The 16,819-nt window shown below is 59.5% G+C and carries 15 protein-coding genes, 2 tRNA genes and 1 pseudogene; 12 read left to right on the top strand and 6 right to left on the bottom strand.

Annotation, left to right across the window (positions count from 1 at the left end; genetic code table 11):
- Window positions 1-468: pseudogene (locus HZR81_RS19575) on the bottom strand (IS5-like element ISPst7 family transposase); the annotation flags it as partial.
- 973 nt (window positions 469-1,441) lie between these two features.
- On the opposite strand from HZR81_RS19575, the gene HZR81_RS19570 reads away from it, so the two are divergent.
- Together HZR81_RS19570 and HZR81_RS19565 are read left to right on the top strand one after the other, a co-directional pair.
- Window positions 1,442-2,683, top strand: a complete 1,242-nt coding sequence (locus HZR81_RS19570) for a porin (protein ID WP_454910734.1) — start codon at window positions 1,442-1,444, stop codon at window positions 2,681-2,683.
- 14 nt (window positions 2,684-2,697) lie between these two features.
- A complete protein-coding gene (locus tag HZR81_RS19565; RefSeq protein WP_454910733.1) occupies window positions 2,698-3,306 on the top strand; it encodes a c-type cytochrome in 609 nt (202 codons plus the stop codon).
- A 225-nt stretch (window positions 3,307-3,531) separates the two neighbouring features.
- On the opposite strand, the gene HZR81_RS19560 is transcribed toward HZR81_RS19565, so the two are convergent.
- The 3 genes from HZR81_RS19560 to HZR81_RS19550 all read right to left on the bottom strand — a co-directional run bounded on the left by HZR81_RS19560 (window position 3,532) and on the right by HZR81_RS19550 (window position 4,097).
- Window positions 3,532-3,608: transfer RNA gene (locus tag HZR81_RS19560), tRNA-Met, on the bottom strand.
- Between the two features lie 170 nt (window positions 3,609-3,778).
- A tRNA-Met gene (locus HZR81_RS19555) sits at window positions 3,779-3,855 on the bottom strand.
- Window positions 3,856-3,920: 65 nt separating this feature from the next.
- Entirely contained in the window at window positions 3,921-4,097 is a 177-nt protein-coding gene (locus HZR81_RS19550; protein ID WP_155736443.1) for a hypothetical protein, read from the bottom strand.
- A 146-nt stretch (window positions 4,098-4,243) separates the two neighbouring features.
- Here HZR81_RS19550 and HZR81_RS19545 point away from each other — a divergent pair, with 146 nt between their 5' ends.
- The 3 genes from HZR81_RS19545 (at window position 4,244) to HZR81_RS19535 (ending at window position 5,950) form a co-directional block, all read left to right on the top strand.
- Complete coding sequence (locus tag HZR81_RS19545; RefSeq protein ID WP_102841377.1) at window positions 4,244-4,564, top strand: hypothetical protein; 321 nt, start codon at window positions 4,244-4,246, stop codon at window positions 4,562-4,564.
- A 67-nt stretch (window positions 4,565-4,631) separates the two neighbouring features.
- Window positions 4,632-4,886: a hypothetical protein gene (locus tag HZR81_RS19540; protein WP_500129026.1), complete on the top strand. Its 255-nt coding sequence runs from the start codon at window positions 4,632-4,634 to the stop codon at window positions 4,884-4,886.
- Between the two features lie 89 nt (window positions 4,887-4,975).
- Window positions 4,976-5,950, top strand: a complete 975-nt coding sequence (locus HZR81_RS19535) for a tRNA dihydrouridine synthase (protein WP_200594306.1) — start codon at window positions 4,976-4,978, stop codon at window positions 5,948-5,950.
- Window positions 5,951-5,956: 6 nt separating this feature from the next.
- Here HZR81_RS19535 and HZR81_RS19530 read toward each other — a convergent pair whose 3' ends face one another.
- A complete protein-coding gene (locus HZR81_RS19530; protein ID WP_500129025.1) occupies window positions 5,957-6,703 on the bottom strand; it encodes an SDR family oxidoreductase in 747 nt (248 codons plus the stop codon).
- Between the two features lie 129 nt (window positions 6,704-6,832).
- Here HZR81_RS19530 and HZR81_RS19525 point away from each other — a divergent pair, with 129 nt between their 5' ends.
- On the top strand, window positions 6,833-7,279 hold the full coding sequence (locus HZR81_RS19525) for an Hsp20 family protein (protein ID WP_011912923.1): 447 nt from the start codon (window positions 6,833-6,835) through the stop codon (window positions 7,277-7,279).
- Between the two features lie 50 nt (window positions 7,280-7,329).
- Here HZR81_RS19525 and HZR81_RS19520 read toward each other — a convergent pair whose 3' ends face one another.
- On the bottom strand, window positions 7,330-8,202 hold the full coding sequence (locus HZR81_RS19520; protein ID WP_500129024.1) for a LysR family transcriptional regulator: 873 nt from the start codon (window positions 8,200-8,202) through the stop codon (window positions 7,330-7,332).
- Window positions 8,203-8,349: 147 nt separating this feature from the next.
- Here HZR81_RS19520 and leuC point away from each other — a divergent pair, with 147 nt between their 5' ends.
- The 6 genes from leuC (at window position 8,350) to HZR81_RS19490 (ending at window position 16,816) form a co-directional block, all read left to right on the top strand.
- Window positions 8,350-9,777: a 3-isopropylmalate dehydratase large subunit gene (gene leuC, locus HZR81_RS19515; RefSeq protein WP_285361880.1), complete on the top strand. Its 1,428-nt coding sequence runs from the start codon at window positions 8,350-8,352 to the stop codon at window positions 9,775-9,777.
- Between the two features lie 11 nt (window positions 9,778-9,788).
- Window positions 9,789-10,436 (top strand): 3-isopropylmalate dehydratase small subunit, encoded by a 648-nt coding sequence (leuD, locus tag HZR81_RS19510; protein WP_500129023.1) that lies wholly within the window; start codon window positions 9,789-9,791, stop codon window positions 10,434-10,436.
- A gap of 74 nt (window positions 10,437-10,510) precedes the next feature.
- On the top strand, window positions 10,511-11,593 hold the full coding sequence (gene leuB / locus HZR81_RS19505; protein ID WP_500129022.1) for a 3-isopropylmalate dehydrogenase: 1,083 nt from the start codon (window positions 10,511-10,513) through the stop codon (window positions 11,591-11,593).
- Between the two features lie 54 nt (window positions 11,594-11,647).
- A complete protein-coding gene (asd, locus tag HZR81_RS19500; RefSeq protein WP_044315764.1) occupies window positions 11,648-12,760 on the top strand; it encodes an aspartate-semialdehyde dehydrogenase in 1,113 nt (370 codons plus the stop codon).
- Window positions 12,761-12,895: 135 nt separating this feature from the next.
- The gene (locus tag HZR81_RS19495) at window positions 12,896-13,906 is read left to right on the top strand and encodes an aspartate-semialdehyde dehydrogenase (RefSeq protein ID WP_500129021.1); all 1,011 of its coding nucleotides are present in this window, start codon (window positions 12,896-12,898) and stop codon (window positions 13,904-13,906) included.
- A 144-nt stretch (window positions 13,907-14,050) separates the two neighbouring features.
- On the top strand, window positions 14,051-16,816 hold the full coding sequence (locus HZR81_RS19490) for a motility hub landmark protein FimV (RefSeq protein WP_500129020.1): 2,766 nt from the start codon (window positions 14,051-14,053) through the stop codon (window positions 16,814-16,816).
- Window positions 16,817-16,819 lie beyond the last annotated feature (3 nt).

The raw sequence follows: 16,819 nt of genomic DNA, 5'->3' as shown, positions 1-16,819 counted from the left end.
GCCGTCCTTGTTCTTGGTCGAACTGGGCGCATTGATCAGCGTTGCATCGACGATGGTGCCCTGGCGCAGCGACAGGCCGCGGTCGCCCAGATAGCCATTGATGACAGCGAGGATGCCGGCCGCCAGCTCGTGTTTCTCCAGCAAGCGGCGGAAGTTGAGAATGGTGGTTTCGTCGGGGATGCGCTCCAGGTTCAGCCCGGCAAACTGGCGCAGGATCGTGGTTTCGTACAGCGCTTCCTCCATCGCTGGATCGCTGTAGCCGAACCAGTTCTGCAGCAGATGCACACGCAGCATCGCCATCAACGGGTAGGCCGGACGGCCACCTTCACCCTTCGGATAATGTGGCTCGATCAAAGCAATCAAGCCCTTCCACGGCACCACCCGATCCATCTCGATCAGGAACAATTCCTTACGGGTCTGCTTGCGCTTGCCGGCGTACTCGGCGTCGGCGAAGGTCATCTGCTTCATGGAAAAACTCGGCTGGCGGGATCGGCGTATTTCACCAGATTCAGTAAGTCTTTTTCAGAGTTTCCCTAGGAGGCTGTCCGAGAATAGCGACCGTAGCGAGGGAAGGCCGGTTTGAGGCAGTTTTTGCGCTCTTTTGAGGCGAATAGTCGCTCTATTTAACGAAAAAGAGCGCGAAAAATGACCAATCCGGATTTTCCGCAGTAGGTCAGTCTGTTCTCGGACAGCCTGCTAGGCCGCGACAGCTGCAGGATGACGAACAGGAGCAGGCTGAACAGCGCCACCGAACCGAGCTGGAGGATCAGGCTCGACTCCAGCCAGTCTTAGCTGAAGACAGAGAGCTGATGAGTTCAACCTATGTGCGCTGAGCGTGATCTAGATCAAATCTTGAAAGGGGGCGGCGTGGTACTTTTTCACCATAAAAGGATAGGGGGGGGGGATATAGGGGGTTATTATGGTTCGTTCGGTAGGTACTGTACTAGTTATTTGGGGGGTTGATTGTTCAAGCCCTGATGGCTGGCGGCTCTATCAACATGCTTAATATAGCTCTAGTATCGAAGCCGCTTTAGACTCTGGCGTAGCTCGACATGCCGATGAAAATCGGAGTCATCACAATCGGAATATCCAGGCAACGACAAAAAACACGCCGTGATGAAGCTGCTGGTAGCGAGTCATTTTCAGGTCGTTGTAACAAGTGTGATATTGACTGCATGAAAGAGTGGGCTGTGCGCATCTTCCTGTGCGTTAAGCGGGGTCGTACTTAACCTTGCGCCAACATTTCCGCTAGAGCGACCAAGGGTCATGCCTTTCTTTGAACTCGCTGAACTTCATGATCCAGGTGGGTGAGCGGCTTAATACTTAAGGCTGCTCAATGAAAAAAGCAACGCACATAAACGCGGCATAAATAAAATTGCTTCATGATTACAAGCCTGAGATCAGAAAGGCTAACTGCAGGTTTTTACACAGGAGATAACACATGATCAAGCATATGCTAGCGAAGGCCATTTCAGTGGGAGTTGTTGCCACTGTTTTTTCTGCTACGACGGTAGCGGAGACAAGTGTTGAAGATTTGGCTGGGCGTCTCGAGTCAATGCAAAAGGAGATGGATGAGCTTAAGCAACAGCTAAAAAATACTGTCAGCAAGGAGGAGGTGTCTGAGGTAAAACAAAACATCGCCGCCGCAAGTGAATGGCGGCAGCCCGATACACTTATCCATATGACAGGTTATGCAAGTGCGGGCTATACAGACTCAGAATCAGCCGATGGTAGTTTTAATGTAGGCACCTTCGCGCCGATTTTTCACTTTCAATATCGCGACATAGCCATGCTCGAGTCGGAACTTGAATTCACCATCGGGCCCGATGGTGAAACGGACGTAGCTCTGGAGTATCTCACGGTTGATTGGTTTCTCAATGACTATATGGTGCTGGTGGGTGGTAAGTTCATAAGTCCCGTCGGCCAATTTCGGCAAAACTTACATCCAGCTTGGATTAACAAGTTACCGTCCGCGCCGCCGGGATTTGATATGGATGGCGCCGCTCCTGTGTCTGACGTGGGCTTTCAATTGCGTGGCGGGTTCCCGATTGGGAGTGTCCGCACTAACTATGCAATCTTTGCCAGCAATGGCCCCGAATTGATGGCGGAGGTGGAGGATGGTGAATTCGGATTGGATGGTGTGGAGGCTGAAGGTTTCGGTTCGGACAGGGATGGAGAGAAAACGTACGGTGGTCGATTTGGCGTGATCCCGTTTGCCGGCCTTGAAATCGGTGTCTCTGCGGCCACGGGTAAGGCTACCGTCACCTCAATAGAAGATGGCGACAGCAGTTTGCTCAGCGGTGAGGGTGCGCGTGACTACGACGTGGTCGATGCCGATTTTAATTGGCAAATCAATGCGTTCAATCTGCGTGGTGAGTATGTCAAGACAGAGGTGGGTGCAGATAATGGTAGCGGCGCGGCTGCTTCGGAAGGAGCGGTTTGGAAAACCTGGTACACCCAGGGGAGCTATCGCTTGAGTCAAAGCAAGTGGGAGCTGGTCGCACGGTATACCGATTTTGATTCGCCTCATGACAGCAAGGATCAACAACAGTGGGCCTTGGGCGCCAATTATCTCGTCACTAATAATTTTATAGGTAAATTTGCTTACGAGTTTAATGATGGGGCGACGGGGAGTGTTGCGGATGAAGATCGATTGATGTTTCAGCTGGCCTATGGATTTTGACGAGGGGAAAAACGATGAAATTTCCAGTGATAAAAAATACGCTTGGCGTCGGCATCAAAGCCCTCCTGCTCTTCGGAATGATCACGCCATTTGCATTTGCATTTGACTATCCGGAAGCCGGAGATTCTGCCGCGGGAGCTAAAGCCTGGTCAGAAAATTGCTCGCGCTGCCACAATATGCGCAGCCCATCTGAGCTGCGTGATGATCAGTGGCTCACCACCGTTTTCCATATGCGTGTTCGTGCTGGATTGACCGGGCAGGAAACCCGCGACATTCTGACCTTCTTGCAAGCTTCGAATGCCAAAATCGAAACGGTTAGTAATGATGCAAACACGGTTTCGACTAATGATGCCGGCAATCTCTCGGGAAAGCAGGTCTATGAAAGCAATTGCGTGGCCTGTCATGGGGCAAATGGCAAAGGTAGCCTGCCGGGGGTGCCGGATTTTACCGATAAAAAGGGACGTCTCAGCAAGCCTGATAGCCAATTGATCAGCAGTATAACCAATGGTTATCAAAGTCCCGGAAGTGTTATGGCGATGCCGCCTAAAGGCGGAAATAGCACGTTGTCCTCGACTGATGTGTCGGCTGTGTTGGACTACATCAGAAAATCGTTTGGTGAATAACCATGGTTTGACGTAGACAATTTTCGAGAAAAGCGGGTTGAAGTTTTTATAAGGATATTTGCGACAAAGGCAGCTTGCCGGCCTTTGTCGTGCTCTTTAATAAGTATTTACCTTGAAAACCGGCGGGATTTAGTTCTTTGCAGGCGCGGCGCGTAGCAAGCGGCGGGGCGAAATGAAAAGGAGCGCAAACGAAAAAAGGCCACTCATTCGAGTGGCCTTTCGAATTGGTTGCGGGAGCCGGATTTGAACCGACGACCTTCGGGTTATGAGCCCGACGAGCTACCAGACTGCTCCATCCCGCGTCTGTGGGGGCGCATTCTACAGCCCAAGCGCTGGATGTCAACGCCTTCCCGGAAAAAACACATGACGATTCAATTGTTTAGCCAAGAACCGCAGTCTGCGTATGGCCGTCCTTGTGCTATCTGACGACGAGCCAAACAAAAAAGGCCACTCATTGAGTGGCCTTTCGAATTGGTTGCGGGAGCCGGATTTGAACCGACGACCTTCGGGTTATGAGCCCGACGAGCTACCAGACTGCTCCATCCCGCGACGCGCATTCTACAGCTTTCGCTGGTGCTGTCACGGATTAAATTGGGTTCCGCCAATTATTTGCGTCAGGCACGGCATGAGGCGGGTGAATCGATGGGCTCGACGACCTGACGCTGATGGCACCGGGTGTCAGGTTGCCTGGACTGGTATCTGCGTGCGATGCGCAGCATGCCCCACAGCATGGCGAGCGCGGCCGAGGCCCAACTGCAGATCATGGTCGCCAGTATCAGCGCAACTTCCATCGGGTGCTCCTCCTGTGCGATGCAATTCCTTCCGTTGTGGTTGTGACCCCGTCTGGCTGCAAGCGGTTCCGGTTGGCCGTCGGTCGCCGGCTGCGCACTCCTTGGATAGCCCACTGCCTATAGATCAACAAGCGGAGGATTCGAACATGCGTATTCAGTCAGTCGTAATGCTGGTGGCGCTCGTTTCGGCAGCGGGCGCCCAGGGCGTAGATCTATCGGCGGCGGAGCGGCAGCTGGCCCAGAACACGGCTGCGCCGGATCGTGGCGCAGCTGGCAACGGCTCGATGGGTATTGGCGAGGACATCCAATATCTCGACGAGCAGGACCAGCAAGGGCAGGCGGTATCCAACGAGGCGCAGGATGCGCGGTCCGGGCGCGTCGAACGTGACGCCGAGCCCGGCCATGGCGGCAACGAAACCGACATGGAGCACCGCCGTCGTCCGACGCTGGACAGGCGTGAAAACTGACTGGTGTTCAAATGTTGAGGAGGTAGCCATGAGGCGGTTGATTGCATCGGTTATGGGGTTGGCCCTGGTGAGTTCGGTCGGGGCCTTCGCTGGTGGAGCAGCGGACGAGGCGCGCGACGATGCCCAGCGGGCGGACGTCGTGGGTGAACGGCAGCCGAACGCTCCCACGGACAACAACCAGCGTATGACCGACCGGCGGGAAGATCGCTCGCTGGAGGGCGGCGCCGCTCTGGGCACCATGGGCACGGGCAACTCCGGCACTACCGGCGGAATGGGTGCGACCACCGGCACCGACACGATAGGTGGGACTATCGAAGAGTGAGCGGATAGGCCGGCCTGACAACGGTGCATGATTCATAAAGGGCACGCGCATCCGTACAATGCCGGCCTTTTCATCATGTAGTGGCCGGTATGCAGATCGCTTTGGCGCCCATGGAGGGGCTGGTCGACGAAATCCTTCGTGACGTGCTCACCCGGGTGGGTGGCGTCGACTGGTGCGTGACCGAGTTCATCCGGGTGTCCGATCGCCTGTTGCCGCAAAGCAGCTTTGACAAGCTTGCCGCGGAACTGAAGGCCGGCGCGCTCACTCGTGCCGGGACGCCGGTGCGCGTTCAACTGTTAGGCTCCGATCCGATCTGCCTGGCAGACAACGCCGCCTTTGCCTGCACACTCGGCGCCCCGGCCATCGACCTCAATTTTGGCTGCCCGGCCAAGACGGTCAACAAATCCCGCGGCGGTGCGGTGCTACTGAAGGAGCCGGAGCTGCTGCATTCGATTCTCTGCGAGGTGCGCCGAGCCGTGCCGGCGCACATCCCGGTAACCGCCAAGATGCGCCTCGGCTTCGACAGCCCGGACGGCGCGCTCGATTGCGCCCGTGCGCTGGTGGCCGGTGGGGCAGAGCAGCTGGTGGTGCACGCCCGAACCAAGGTCGAAGGCTACAAGCCGCCGGCGCATTGGGAGTGGGTCGCGCGGGTGCAGGAGGTGGTCGCGGTGCCGGTTTACGCCAATGGCGACATCTGGTCGCTGGAGGACTGGCGTCGATGCCGTGAGGTGAGCGGTGCAGAAAACATCATGCTGGGCCGAGGGCTGGTTTCACGACCGGACCTGGCCCGGCAGATCGCTGCGGCTAAAGCCGGCCAGCAGGTCGCGCCGATGAGCTGGGAGGAATTCCGACCCGTGCTGCTGGATTTCTGGCAGCAGGCGCGGGGAAAGATTGCACCGCGTTATGCGCCGGGTCGGCTCAAGCAGTGGCTGGCCCTGCTGACTCGCAATTATCCGGAGGCGGTGGCGCTGTTCGCCGAACTGCGCCGGGAAAACGATTGCGCGCGGATCGATGCAATGCTCGGTGTCGATACGCGCGAATTGCGTGCCGCCGCATTGGCCTGAGCTGAATCAGCGCCCGCCGGCTACATCCAGTAGCGCTCCGCTGGTATAGCTGGCCTTTTCGCTGGCGAGCCAAAGGATGGCTTCGGCGATTTCCTCGGCTTGCCCGCCGCGCCCCATCGGCACACTTGCCTTGACCCGCTCGACACGATCCGGCTCGCCCCCGGCGGCGTGGATATCGGTATGAATCACGCCCGGGCGCACGGCGTTGACCCTGATGCCTTCGCTGGCGACCTCTTTGGCCAGGCCCAGGGTCATGCTGTCGATGGCGCCCTTGGCGGCGGCGTAGTCGACGTACTCACCCGGTGCGCCGAGGCGGGCGGCCACCGATGAAAGATTCACGATCGCGCCGCCCTTGCCGCCGTGGCGCGTCGACATCCGCTTGATTGCCTCGCGTGCGCACAGGAAGCTGCCGATCACGTTGGCGCCCAGCACGCGGCTCCAACGCGCCGCATCCATCTGTTCCAAACGCATCTGCTGCTCGAGCATGCCAGCGTTGTTGACCAACACGTCCAGGCGGCCGAACTCCCGGTCGATGACGTCGAACATGTGCAGTACCTGGGCCTCATCAGCGACGTCGGCCTTTACGGCAATCGCCGTTACACCCAGGCCACGGACCTGTTCGAGTACCGCGTTCGCCGCATCCGCGCGCTGGTGATAATTCAGGCACAAGGCATAGCCCTGTTGCGCCGCCAGTCGTGCAGTGGCGGCGCCGATGCCGCGGCTGGCGCCTGTGATCAGCATGACTCTGGACATGTGCTACCTCTCGTCGCCTGGCTCGTTTACAGCCTCTTGAAATCCGTTGTGCGGTTCCTATGTAGGGCTCAGCGGGATGCCGAAGTCGGGTCCCGCCCGTTTCAACTCGCTGATTTCAGGAGGTTTATCATGAGTTCATTCCCCATGGCCCCTCTGTTCCGGCAATCCGTGGGCTTCGACCGCTTCAACGACCTGTTCGAGTCGGCCCTGCGTAACGACACCGGCAGCTCGTACCCGCCCTACAACATCGAGAAGCACGGCGACGATCAGTATCGCATCGTGGTGGCAGCCGCCGGTTTCCAGGAGTCTGACCTCGATCTGCAGGTAGAGCGTAGCGTACTGACCATCACTGGCGGCCGCCGCGAGAACGAGGCGGAGAACGTCACCTACCTGCACCAGGGCATCGCCCAGCGGGCGTTCAAGTTGTCGTTCCGTCTGGCCGATCACATCGAAGTGAAGGGCGCAGCGCTTAATAGCGGCCTGCTCCACATCGATCTGGTCCGGGTCGTGCCGGAAGAGGCCAAGCCCAAGCGCATCCCGATCAATGCCGACCAGCGACCCGCGCTGGAGGGTTGATCCGCTGACAGGAGAAGGGCGCTGAATGGCGCCCTTTTTCATTCAAGCAGTCAGTCGCGTTCGGCATCCAGCAGCGCCATGAAGGCCCTGGCCGCATTGGACAGGGTGCGTTCCCTGTGCAGGATATAGCCGAGCTGTCGTGTCAGCTGGACACCCGGCAAGGGCAGGCTGACCACCTGTTCGTCCAGCATGCGACGTGGCAGCACGCTCCAGGCAATGCCGATGGAGACCATCATCTTGATCGTCTCCATGTAATTGGTGCTCATGGTGATGTTGGGTGTCAGTCCCTCGCGCTCGAACAGGCGCTGGGCGATGTGGTGGGTAAATGTGTTGCCGCCCGGGAATACCGCCGGATGGCCGGCGACGTCCGCCAGGGTGATGTCCGCCTTGCTGGCCAACGGATGCTCGGGCGCGACGACGAAATCCAGTGGATCGTCCCAGACCTTCACCGCCAGCACCGGTTCGGCGGTCTGTGGCGCCAGGGTGATCACCGCCAGCTCGGCACGGCCGTGCAGTACCTCGTCATAGGCCACTTCCGAATCGAGAAAGCGGATATCCAGGCTGACCTGCGGATGGGCGCGGGTAAAGGCGCGCAACAGCGGTGGTAGACGATGCAGGCCGATGTGATGACTGGTCGCCAGACTCAGTCGTCCGCCGATATCGCCGTTGAGGTTGGTCAAGGCGCGGCGGGTGTCGTCCAGTACATTCAGGATCTGATAAGCGCGGGGCAGCAGGGCGCGGCCGGCCTCGGTGAGACTGATCTCGCGGCCCAGTCGATCGAACAACCGTACGTCCAGCTGCGCTTCCAGCGCGGCGATGCGCTTGCTTACCGCGGGTTGGGTCAGGTGCAGCCGTTCGGCGGCCAGCGAGAAGCTATGGGTTTCCGCGACAGCGATAAAGGCGTTGAGGTTGGCGAGGTCCATGAAAGTCTTCCGGTGGCGGTGAATTCCAGATAGGAATGCATTGGATGAAAAATATGAATTTGAGTAATTCAACGCAAGCCCCTAGCATCGTCCCCATAAGCGCAAGGGCTATTCGCCCCGCATAGAAAGCAGATGAGGAAAAGTCCGATGGCCGGCAAGACGCTCTACGACAAGCTCTGGGAAATGCACGAGGTGAAACGTCGCGACGATGGTTCGTCGCTGATCTACATCGATCGTCACATCCTCCACGAAGTGACCTCGCCGCAGGCCTTCGAAGGGCTGCGCCTGGCCAATCGCAAGCCGTGGCGCATCGACGCCAACATCGCCACTCCGGACCACAACGTGCCGACCACCAAGGGCGAGCGCCAGGGTGGTCTGGAGGCCATTGCCGACGAGGTTTCGCGCATTCAGGTGCAGACGCTGGACGAGAACTGCGATGACTTCGGCATTCTCGAGTTCAAGATGAACGATGTGCGTCAGGGCATCGTCCACGTCATCGGCCCGGAGCAGGGCGCCACCCTGCCGGGCATGACGGTGGTCTGCGGTGACTCGCATACTTCCACCCACGGCGCCTTCGGTGCGCTGGCCCACGGCATCGGTACCTCCGAAGTCGAGCACGTGCTCGCCACCCAGTGCCTGGTGGCGAAGAAGATGAAGAACATGCAGGTGCGCGTCGAAGGCAAGCTGCCGTTCGGCGTCACCGCCAAGGACATCGTGCTGGCGGTGATCGGCAAGATTGGCACCGCTGGTGGTAATGGCCATGCCCTGGAATTCGCCGGCAGCGCGATTCGCGATCTGTCCATGGAAGGGCGCATGACCATCTGCAACATGTCCATCGAAGCCGGTGCCCGCGTGGGCATGGTCGCGGTGGACGAGAAGACCATCGCCTATGTCGAGGGGCGCCCATACGCACCGAAGGGCGGTGACTGGGACAAGGCGGTCGAGCTCTGGAAAGGTCTGGTCTCCGATGAAGATGCGGTTTTCGACACCATCGTCGAGCTGAAGGCCGAGGACATCAAGCCGCAGGTCAGTTGGGGCACCTCGCCGGAAATGGTGCTGGCTGTCGACCAGAACGTGCCGGACCCGGCCGTCGAAGCCGATCCGGTCAAGCGTGATTCCATCGTGCGCGCGCTGAAGTACATGGGCCTGAACGCCAACCAGCCGATCACAGAAATCAAGCTGGATCGCGTGTTTATCGGTTCCTGCACCAACTCGCGGATCGAAGATCTGCGCGCTGCCGCCGAGGTCGCCAAGGGTCGCAAGGTTGCCGCGAACGTCAAACAAGCGCTGGTGGTGCCGGGTTCCGGCCTGGTCAAGCAGCAGGCCGAGGCAGAGGGACTGGACAAGATCTTCATCGAGGCCGGCTTTGAATGGCGTGAGCCGGGCTGCTCCATGTGCCTGGCGATGAACCCGGACAAGCTGGGCAGCGGCGAGCATTGCGCTTCGACCTCCAACCGCAACTTCGAAGGCCGGCAGGGCGCCGGTGGTCGTACTCACCTGGTTAGCCCGGCGATGGCCGCCGCGGCGGCGGTGACCGGTCACTTCATCGATGTACGCGAACTGATCCAGGCCTGAGGAGACGAGACATGAAAGCCTTTACCCAACACACCGGCCTGGTCTGCCCACTCGATCGCGCCAATGTCGACACCGACCAGATCATTCCGAAGCAATTCTTGAAGTCGATCAAGCGCACCGGCTTCGGCCCCAACCTGTTCGACGAGTGGCGCTATCTGGATGTCGGTCAGCCGAACCAGGATTGCTCGCAGCGTCCGCTGAACAAGGACTTCGTGCTGAACTTCCCGCGTTATCAGGGCGCCAGCGTATTGCTGGCCCGCGAGAACTTCGGCTGTGGCTCCTCCCGTGAGCATGCGCCGTGGGCGCTGGACGAATACGGCTTCCGCGCCATCATCGCGCCGAGCTTCGCCGACATCTTCTACAACAACAGCTTCAAGAACGGCCTGTTGCCGATCGTGCTGAAAGAAGAGGAGGTGGACGAACTGTTCCAGCAGGCCGAGACGACCGAAGGCTACCAGCTGACCGTCGATCTGGCTGCGCAGACCGTTACCCGTCCGGACGGCAAGCAATACGGCTTCGAGATCGATGCGTTCCGCAAGCACTGCCTGCTCAATGGTCTGGACGATATCGGCCTGACCCTGCAGGACGCCGAGGCCATCAAGGCCTTCGAAGCTCGTCACCAGCAGAGCCAGCCCTGGTTGTTCGGCGCGATCAAGTAACGCGCGAGCTGAACCTATATATAGGAGTGGGCTGCATCCCCACCCTGCGGCGTATCAATTCACAGGAACGAAAAATGTCCAAACAGATTCTGGTTCTCCCTGGCGATGGTATTGGCCCGGAAATCATGGCCGAGGCGGTCAAGGTGCTGCAGCTGGCCAATGACAAGTTTCAGCTGGGCTTCGAGCTGAGCTACGACGAGCTCGGTGGTGCGGCTGTCGACAAGTACGGCGTGCCGCTGGCCGATGAGACCCTGGAGCGTGCTCGTGCCGCTGACGCGATCCTGCTCGGCGCCGTCGGCGGGCCTAAGTGGGACACCATCGATCCGGCCATCCGTCCCGAGCGCGGCCTGCTGAAGATCCGCTCCCAGCTGGGGCTGTTCGGCAACCTGCGCCCGGCGCTGCTCTATCCGCAATTGGCCGATGCCTCGTCGCTCAAGCCCGAAATCGTCGCCGGTCTGGATATCCTGATCGTGCGCGAGCTGACCGGTGGCATCTACTTCGGCCAACCGCGCGAGAGTAAGGTGCTGGAGAACGGCGAGCGCATGGCGTACGACACGCTGCCGTACAGCGAGAGCGAGATCCGCCGCATCGCCAAGGTCGGTTTCGACATGGCCATGGTGCGCAACAAGAAGCTCTGCTCGGTGGACAAGGCCAACGTTCTGGCGTCCAGCCAGCTGTGGCGGGCGGTGGTCGAGGAAGTCGCCAATGACTACCCGGAAGTCGAACTCAGCCATATGTATGTCGATAACGCTGCCATGCAGCTGGTGCGCGCGCCGAAGCAGTTCGACGTGATCGTCACCGACAACATGTTCGGCGACATTCTGTCGGACGAGGCCTCCATGCTCACCGGATCGATCGGAATGCTGCCGTCGGCTTCGCTGGACGCCGGCAACAAGGGCATGTACGAGCCGTGCCACGGCTCGGCACCGGACATCGCTGGCAAAGGTATCGCCAACCCGCTGGCAACCATTCTCTCGGTTTCGATGATGCTGCGTTACAGCTTCAATCAGGTAGCTGCAGCCGATGCCATCGAGCAAGCGGTCAGCGATGTGCTCGACCAGGGCCTGCGCACCGGCGACATCTGGTCCGAAGGTTGTAGCAAAGTTGGTACTCAGGCGATGGGCGATGCAGTAGTCGCGGCCCTCGCGAAGTTGTAATCTTTTGGCCCGCGCTGAATGGTGCGGGCCACTTTTTCTATAGGTGTAGTTGCGATGAAACGTGTAGGTCTGATCGGTTGGCGCGGTATGGTCGGTTCCGTGCTCATGCAGCGGATGCTGGAAGAGCGGGACTTTGACCTGATCGAGCCTGTGTTCTTCACCACTTCCAATGTCGGCGGCCAAGGGCCCGATATTGGCAAGGAAACCGCTGCGCTGAAGGACGCCTACAGCATCGACGAGCTGAAAGGCCTCGATGTGATCCTGACCTGTCAGGGTGGCGACTACACCAATGAGGTCTTCCCGAAGCTGCGCGAAGCCGGCTGGCAGGGCTATTGGATCGATGCCGCCTCGTCGCTGCGCATGCAGGACGATGCGGTGATCGTGCTCGATCCAGTGAACCGTCGCGTGATCGACCAGCAGCTTGATGCCGGCACCAAAAACTACATCGGCGGTAACTGTACCGTCAGCCTGGCGCTGATGGGCTTGGGTGGTCTGTTCGAGGCCGGGCTGGTGGAGTGGATGAGTGCCATGACTTATCAGGCCGCATCCGGCGCCGGCGCGCAGAACATGCGCGAGCTGATCAAGCAGATGGGTGCCATCAATGCGGCTGTGGCTGACGATCTGCTCAATCCCGCCAGCGCCATTCTGGACATTGACCGCAAGGTGGCCGAAACCCAGCGTAGCGAAGCTTTCCCGGTCGACAATTTCGGCGTGCCGTTGGCCGGCAGCCTGATCCCGTACATCGATAAGGAGCTGCCGAACGGGCAGAGCCGTGAAGAATGGAAGGCGCAGGCCGAGACCAACAAGATCCTCGGTCGCTTCAAGAGCCCGATCCCGGTCGATGGTATCTGCGTACGTGTCGGCGCCATGCGTTGCCATAGCCAGGCGCTGACCATCAAGCTGAACAAGGATGTGCCGATCTCCGATATCGAAGGGCTGATCAGCCAGCACAATCCCTGGGTCAAGCTGGTGCCGAATCACCGCGATGCCAGCATGCAGGAGCTGAGCCCGGCGGCTGTGACCGGGACGCTGAGCGTACCGGTCGGACGTCTGCGCAAGCTGAACATGGGCTCGCATTACCTGGGGGCGTTCACTGTCGGTGATCAGCTGCTGTGGGGGGCTGCCGAGCCACTGCGGCGCATGCTGCGTATCCTGCTGGAGCGCTGATAGGCGCTCGATGACGTGCCAGACGCCGCGACTTGCTCGCGGCGTTTTCGTTTGTGCGATGTGCCGCTCGGCAGTGCCGCTTGCAGTGGTCTGCCATTTCGCTACAGTGCCGGTCCTTAATGCGTGGAGGTGACGATGCCCACAGGTGTCGGTGTTGCGGTCGTAGGTGCGGTTAGCTTGGTAGGCGAAGCGCTGGTCGAGGTGCTCGAGGAAAGGGCATTTCCGGTCGCCGAGCTGCATCTGTTGGATGGCACCGAGAGTGTCGGGCATACGGTGCCATTCAAAGGCCGAAATCTGCGTGTAGGCGAGGTGGATCGCTTCGAATTCAATCGAGCGCAACTGGTGTTTTTGGTTGGTACCTCTGCATTGCTGAGCGAGTGCCGCGTCAAGGCGTTAGCGGCCGGCTGCCGAATCGTCGATCTGTCAGCCTCGATTCCCGTCGAGCAGCAGCTGTGCGTGGTGCCAGAGATCAACGGCGTGCTGCTCGACGCGTTGCCGGAACAGTGCGCCATTGCAAGTCCACTGCCTGAATCGGTCGCCCTGGCCATCGCATTGAAACCGATCCAGCAACAGCTGGAGTTGCATCGGGTGACTGTTACGGCCTGTCTACCCGTGTCCAGCCATGGCTCGGCAGGTGTGAGGGAGCTTGCCCGACAGACCTCCGAATTGCTCAATGCACGACCTTTGGAGCCGCGGGTATTCGGTCGGCAGGTGGCTTTCAATATGCTCGCACAAGCCGAGGCGGTCGACGCGCAAGGATATGGATTGCAGGAGCGGCGTCTGGTTGAGGAGCTTCGTCAGCTCCTGGATATGCCGGAACTCGCCGTCTCTGTTACGTTCGTTCAGGCTCCGGTGTTCTTCGGAGAGAGCCTCGTCGTCTCGTTGCAGGGGCGGGTCGAGGCCGATATGCAGGCGCTGTCCGCAGCCCTTGAAGCGGCGCAAGGGGTTGAGCTGGTGGAGTCGGACGATTATCCGACAGCGGTTGGTGACGCGGTCGGGCAGGATGTGATCTATGTCGGAAGAGTTCGTCGAGGCATCTGTGATCCACGGGAAGTCAATTTGTGGATTGTGTCTGATAACGTGCGAAAAGGCGCAGCGCTGAATGCTGTGCAGTCTGGTGAGTTGTTGATAAAAGACTATCTGTAAAAGATACTTACTGGTAATTCAAAGATTAATTCTAGCCGGTGCGCTGAACGGCTTATCGCTGATGGGGAGCCACCGCCAGGTGGCGCGGGCAGTGACATAAGACCCTCTCGTAGTACGAGAAAAAGATAAACAAGGGATTAAATAATGGTTCGGGTTCGCAATCTGGTGCTGGCAATCGCGGCTGCTACCGCGCTGACTACAGAAATGGCCCATGCGCTTGGGCTGGGAGAGGTCACGCTTCAGTCGTCATTGAATCAACCGCTGATCGCAGAGATCGAACTGCTCGATGCCAAGAACCTGGCTCCCGGCGAAGTCATACCAGTGCTTGCGTCCCTGGAGGATTTCAATCGAGCGGGTATTGATCGTCAGTACTTTCTGACGGACCTGAAATTCACCCCGGTACTGAGGCCAAACGGAAAGAGCGTCATTCAGGTTTCCTCCAGCAAGCCGGTGCGTGAGCCTTACCTGAATTTTCTCGTAGAAGTGTTGTGGCCAAACGGGCGCCTGCTTCGCGAGTACACCCTGCTTCTCGATCCGCCACTCTACTCGCCGGAAACGGCCGCAGCCGCGGCTCCCCAGCTGCCCATTTCCTCCGCCCCGGCCCGGGGCGCCGAGCCGCTGCGCGCGGCCCCGATTCGTCAGGCGGCCGCGCCTTCCGCGCCGGTATCCGTCGCGAATGCTGCGCAATCGGGTAATGAATATCGCACCTCTGCACGCGATACGCTTTGGGATATCGCCGAGCGTAACCGGGGTGAGGGCACGGTCCATCAGACGATGCTGGCCATTCAGGACCTGAACCCGAATGCCTTTATCGATGGCAACATCAATCGAATGAAAAGCGGGCAGGTGCTGCGCCTTCCTGACGCGGGGCAGATATCCAGCCGCTCGCAGGCGGAGGCGATCAGCCAGGTTGCCGAGCAGAACGCCGCTTGGCGTCAGGGTCGAAGCGGCGCAGTGGCAGCTGCGCGCCAGCTGGATGCAACGCGTCGTACCGAGGCCGGCGCCACGCCGTCGCGTAGCGATTCTGGAGATAGCCTGCGCCTCGTCGCAGCCGATGCCGGCAAGTCGACCGAAGGGTCCGATACCGGGGCTGGCGATGGTGGCAAAGCGTTGCGCGACAAGCTCGCGGTAACTCAGGAAAGCCTGGATTCCAGTCGCCGTGAAAACGATGAGCTGAAAGATCGCCTGAACGATCTGCAGGGGCAGTTGGAGAAGTTGCAGCGTCTGATGCAGCTGAAGGATGACCAGTTGGCCAAGCTCCAAGCGCAGTTGGGCGCAGAGGGGCAGGCCGCTGAGACGAGCGAGGCGGCTCCGACAGGCGCTGCGACCCCGTCGGCAGCGGTCGATGGCGATACAGCACCCCTTGAGCAGAAGGCTGCAAACGCCCCGCAAGATGACGCTCAGGCTGATGCCGGTGCGAGCGCAGCAGAGTCGACTCCGGCTGTGGCTCGATCTCCAGCTCAGCCCCAGGCCGCCAAGCCTGCCCCGCAGCCTGCCAAGCCCGCTGCACCTACAGTCGAGCCGGAGCAGCGGGGCCTGATCGATGATCTGATGTCAAACACTCTGCTGCTCGGTGTGTTGGGCGGAAGCGCGCTGCTGTTGCTGCTGGTCGGCCTGATGGCTCTTTCACGTCGAAATGCTATGCGGGAAGCCGAGTTGCAGGAAAGTCTTCTGGCGGAGAGCGCGGTGGATGATCTGCAGCTTGGCACGTCCGGGTTCGTCGACGTTGGTCAGGAGCGACCCCAGGAAACGGTCTTTCAGCCCGTCAACACGCCGGCACCTGCTGGCAACGAACTGACCCCCGCAACTGGTGATGCGCTAGCGGAGGCGGACATCTACATCGCCTATGGTCGCTTCAACCAGGCTGCAGAGCTTCTGCAGAAAGCACTCAACGATGAGCCTCATCGCAGCGATCTCCGCCTGAAACTCATGGAAGTCTATGCGGAGCTGGGGAATCGCGAGGGTTTCGCCCGTGAAGAGGCCGAGTTGCGTGAGATCGGTGGCGCCAATGCGGAAATCGAGCAGCTGAAGCACAAGTATCCGTCGATGGCCGCAGCCGTGGGCGGTGCTGCAGCGGGCATGGCCGCAGCGCAGGTGGACATGAACAGCCTCGATCTGAACGATTTCCAGTTTGATGAGCCGGCAGTTCCCGCTGCCAGCAAGAACCTGAATGATGAGTTCGATCTTAGCCTGGATGATCTGGATATCGATCTGAATGACGAGCGTCCGGCCTCCTTGCCTGCGGATGATTCGTTGAATTTTGACGATCTGATGTTGGACGAAGAGTTGGAGGTTAAGTCCACGGAGCAGCCTGCAATCAACGACTTCAGCCTGGGGCTGGAAGAGGACGAGCAGCCTTCGAAGCCCGAGCAGGAGGAACTGACCGACTTCTCCTTCGGCACTGAAAGCGCTGCGGACAACTCGGTTGAAGAAGATGGTTTTTCGCTGAGTCTCGAAGACGAAACACCCGCCGGTACGTCGGTTGAATTCGATAGCGATGAGCTTGATTTCGAGCTGACTGAAGAAGCTGCTGCCGAGACCGAGACGCTGCCAGAAGGCTTCGATATTTCCCTGGAGGAGCCAGAGCAGGAGCAAGGCGCTCGATCGGACAACTTTGCAGCGCAGCTGGATGAAGTTGAGGCGGACATCGAAGATCTATCGAAGGATCTAGACGAGCCGACGCCGGTACCAGTAGCCGAACAGGGCGATGTCCACCCCGCCGCGGAGCTGGACGAGGATTTCGACTTCTTCTCCGATACCGACGAGACCACCACCAAGCTGGATCTTGCCAGGGCCTACATTGACATGGGGGATGCTGAAGGTGCCCGCGATATCCTCGATGAGGTGATGTCCGAGGGTAGCGATGTTCAGCAGCAGGAGGCGCGCGACATGCTCGCCAAACTCGCCTGATCC

This window comes from Pseudomonas sp. LM13, assembly GCF_041381355.1.
Lineage (GTDB): Bacteria > Pseudomonadota > Gammaproteobacteria > Pseudomonadales > Pseudomonadaceae > Stutzerimonas > Stutzerimonas frequens.
The sequence above is the reverse complement of the archived record's forward strand: the minus strand, read 5'-3'. Positions and strand labels throughout refer to the sequence as shown.

What these genes read in the sequence shown, in the direction of transcription:
- HZR81_RS19520 (WP_500129024.1), bottom strand. Translation starts at nt 8,202, where the DNA reads ATGGACCTCGCCAACCTCAACGCCTTTATCGCTGTCGCGGAAACCCAT.
- HZR81_RS19490 (WP_500129020.1), top strand. Translation starts at nt 14,051, where the DNA reads ATGGTTCGGGTTCGCAATCTGGTGCTGGCAATCGCGGCTGCTACCGCG.
- HZR81_RS19495 (WP_500129021.1), top strand. Translation starts at nt 12,896, where the DNA reads ATGCCCACAGGTGTCGGTGTTGCGGTCGTAGGTGCGGTTAGCTTGGTA.
- HZR81_RS19535 (WP_200594306.1), top strand. Translation starts at nt 4,976, where the DNA reads ATGCAGATCGCTTTGGCGCCCATGGAGGGGCTGGTCGACGAAATCCTT.
- leuC (WP_285361880.1), top strand. Translation starts at nt 8,350, where the DNA reads ATGGCCGGCAAGACGCTCTACGACAAGCTCTGGGAAATGCACGAGGTG.
- HZR81_RS19530 (WP_500129025.1), bottom strand. Translation starts at nt 6,703, where the DNA reads ATGTCCAGAGTCATGCTGATCACAGGCGCCAGCCGCGGCATCGGCGCC.
- HZR81_RS19525 (WP_011912923.1), top strand. Translation starts at nt 6,833, where the DNA reads ATGAGTTCATTCCCCATGGCCCCTCTGTTCCGGCAATCCGTGGGCTTC.
- leuB (WP_500129022.1), top strand. Translation starts at nt 10,511, where the DNA reads ATGTCCAAACAGATTCTGGTTCTCCCTGGCGATGGTATTGGCCCGGAA.
- HZR81_RS19570 (WP_454910734.1), top strand. Translation starts at nt 1,442, where the DNA reads ATGATCAAGCATATGCTAGCGAAGGCCATTTCAGTGGGAGTTGTTGCC.
- asd (WP_044315764.1), top strand. Translation starts at nt 11,648, where the DNA reads ATGAAACGTGTAGGTCTGATCGGTTGGCGCGGTATGGTCGGTTCCGTG.
- HZR81_RS19565 (WP_454910733.1), top strand. Translation starts at nt 2,698, where the DNA reads ATGAAATTTCCAGTGATAAAAAATACGCTTGGCGTCGGCATCAAAGCC.
- leuD (WP_500129023.1), top strand. Translation starts at nt 9,789, where the DNA reads ATGAAAGCCTTTACCCAACACACCGGCCTGGTCTGCCCACTCGATCGC.
- HZR81_RS19550 (WP_155736443.1), bottom strand. Translation starts at nt 4,097, where the DNA reads ATGGAAGTTGCGCTGATACTGGCGACCATGATCTGCAGTTGGGCCTCG.
- HZR81_RS19545 (WP_102841377.1), top strand. Translation starts at nt 4,244, where the DNA reads ATGCGTATTCAGTCAGTCGTAATGCTGGTGGCGCTCGTTTCGGCAGCG.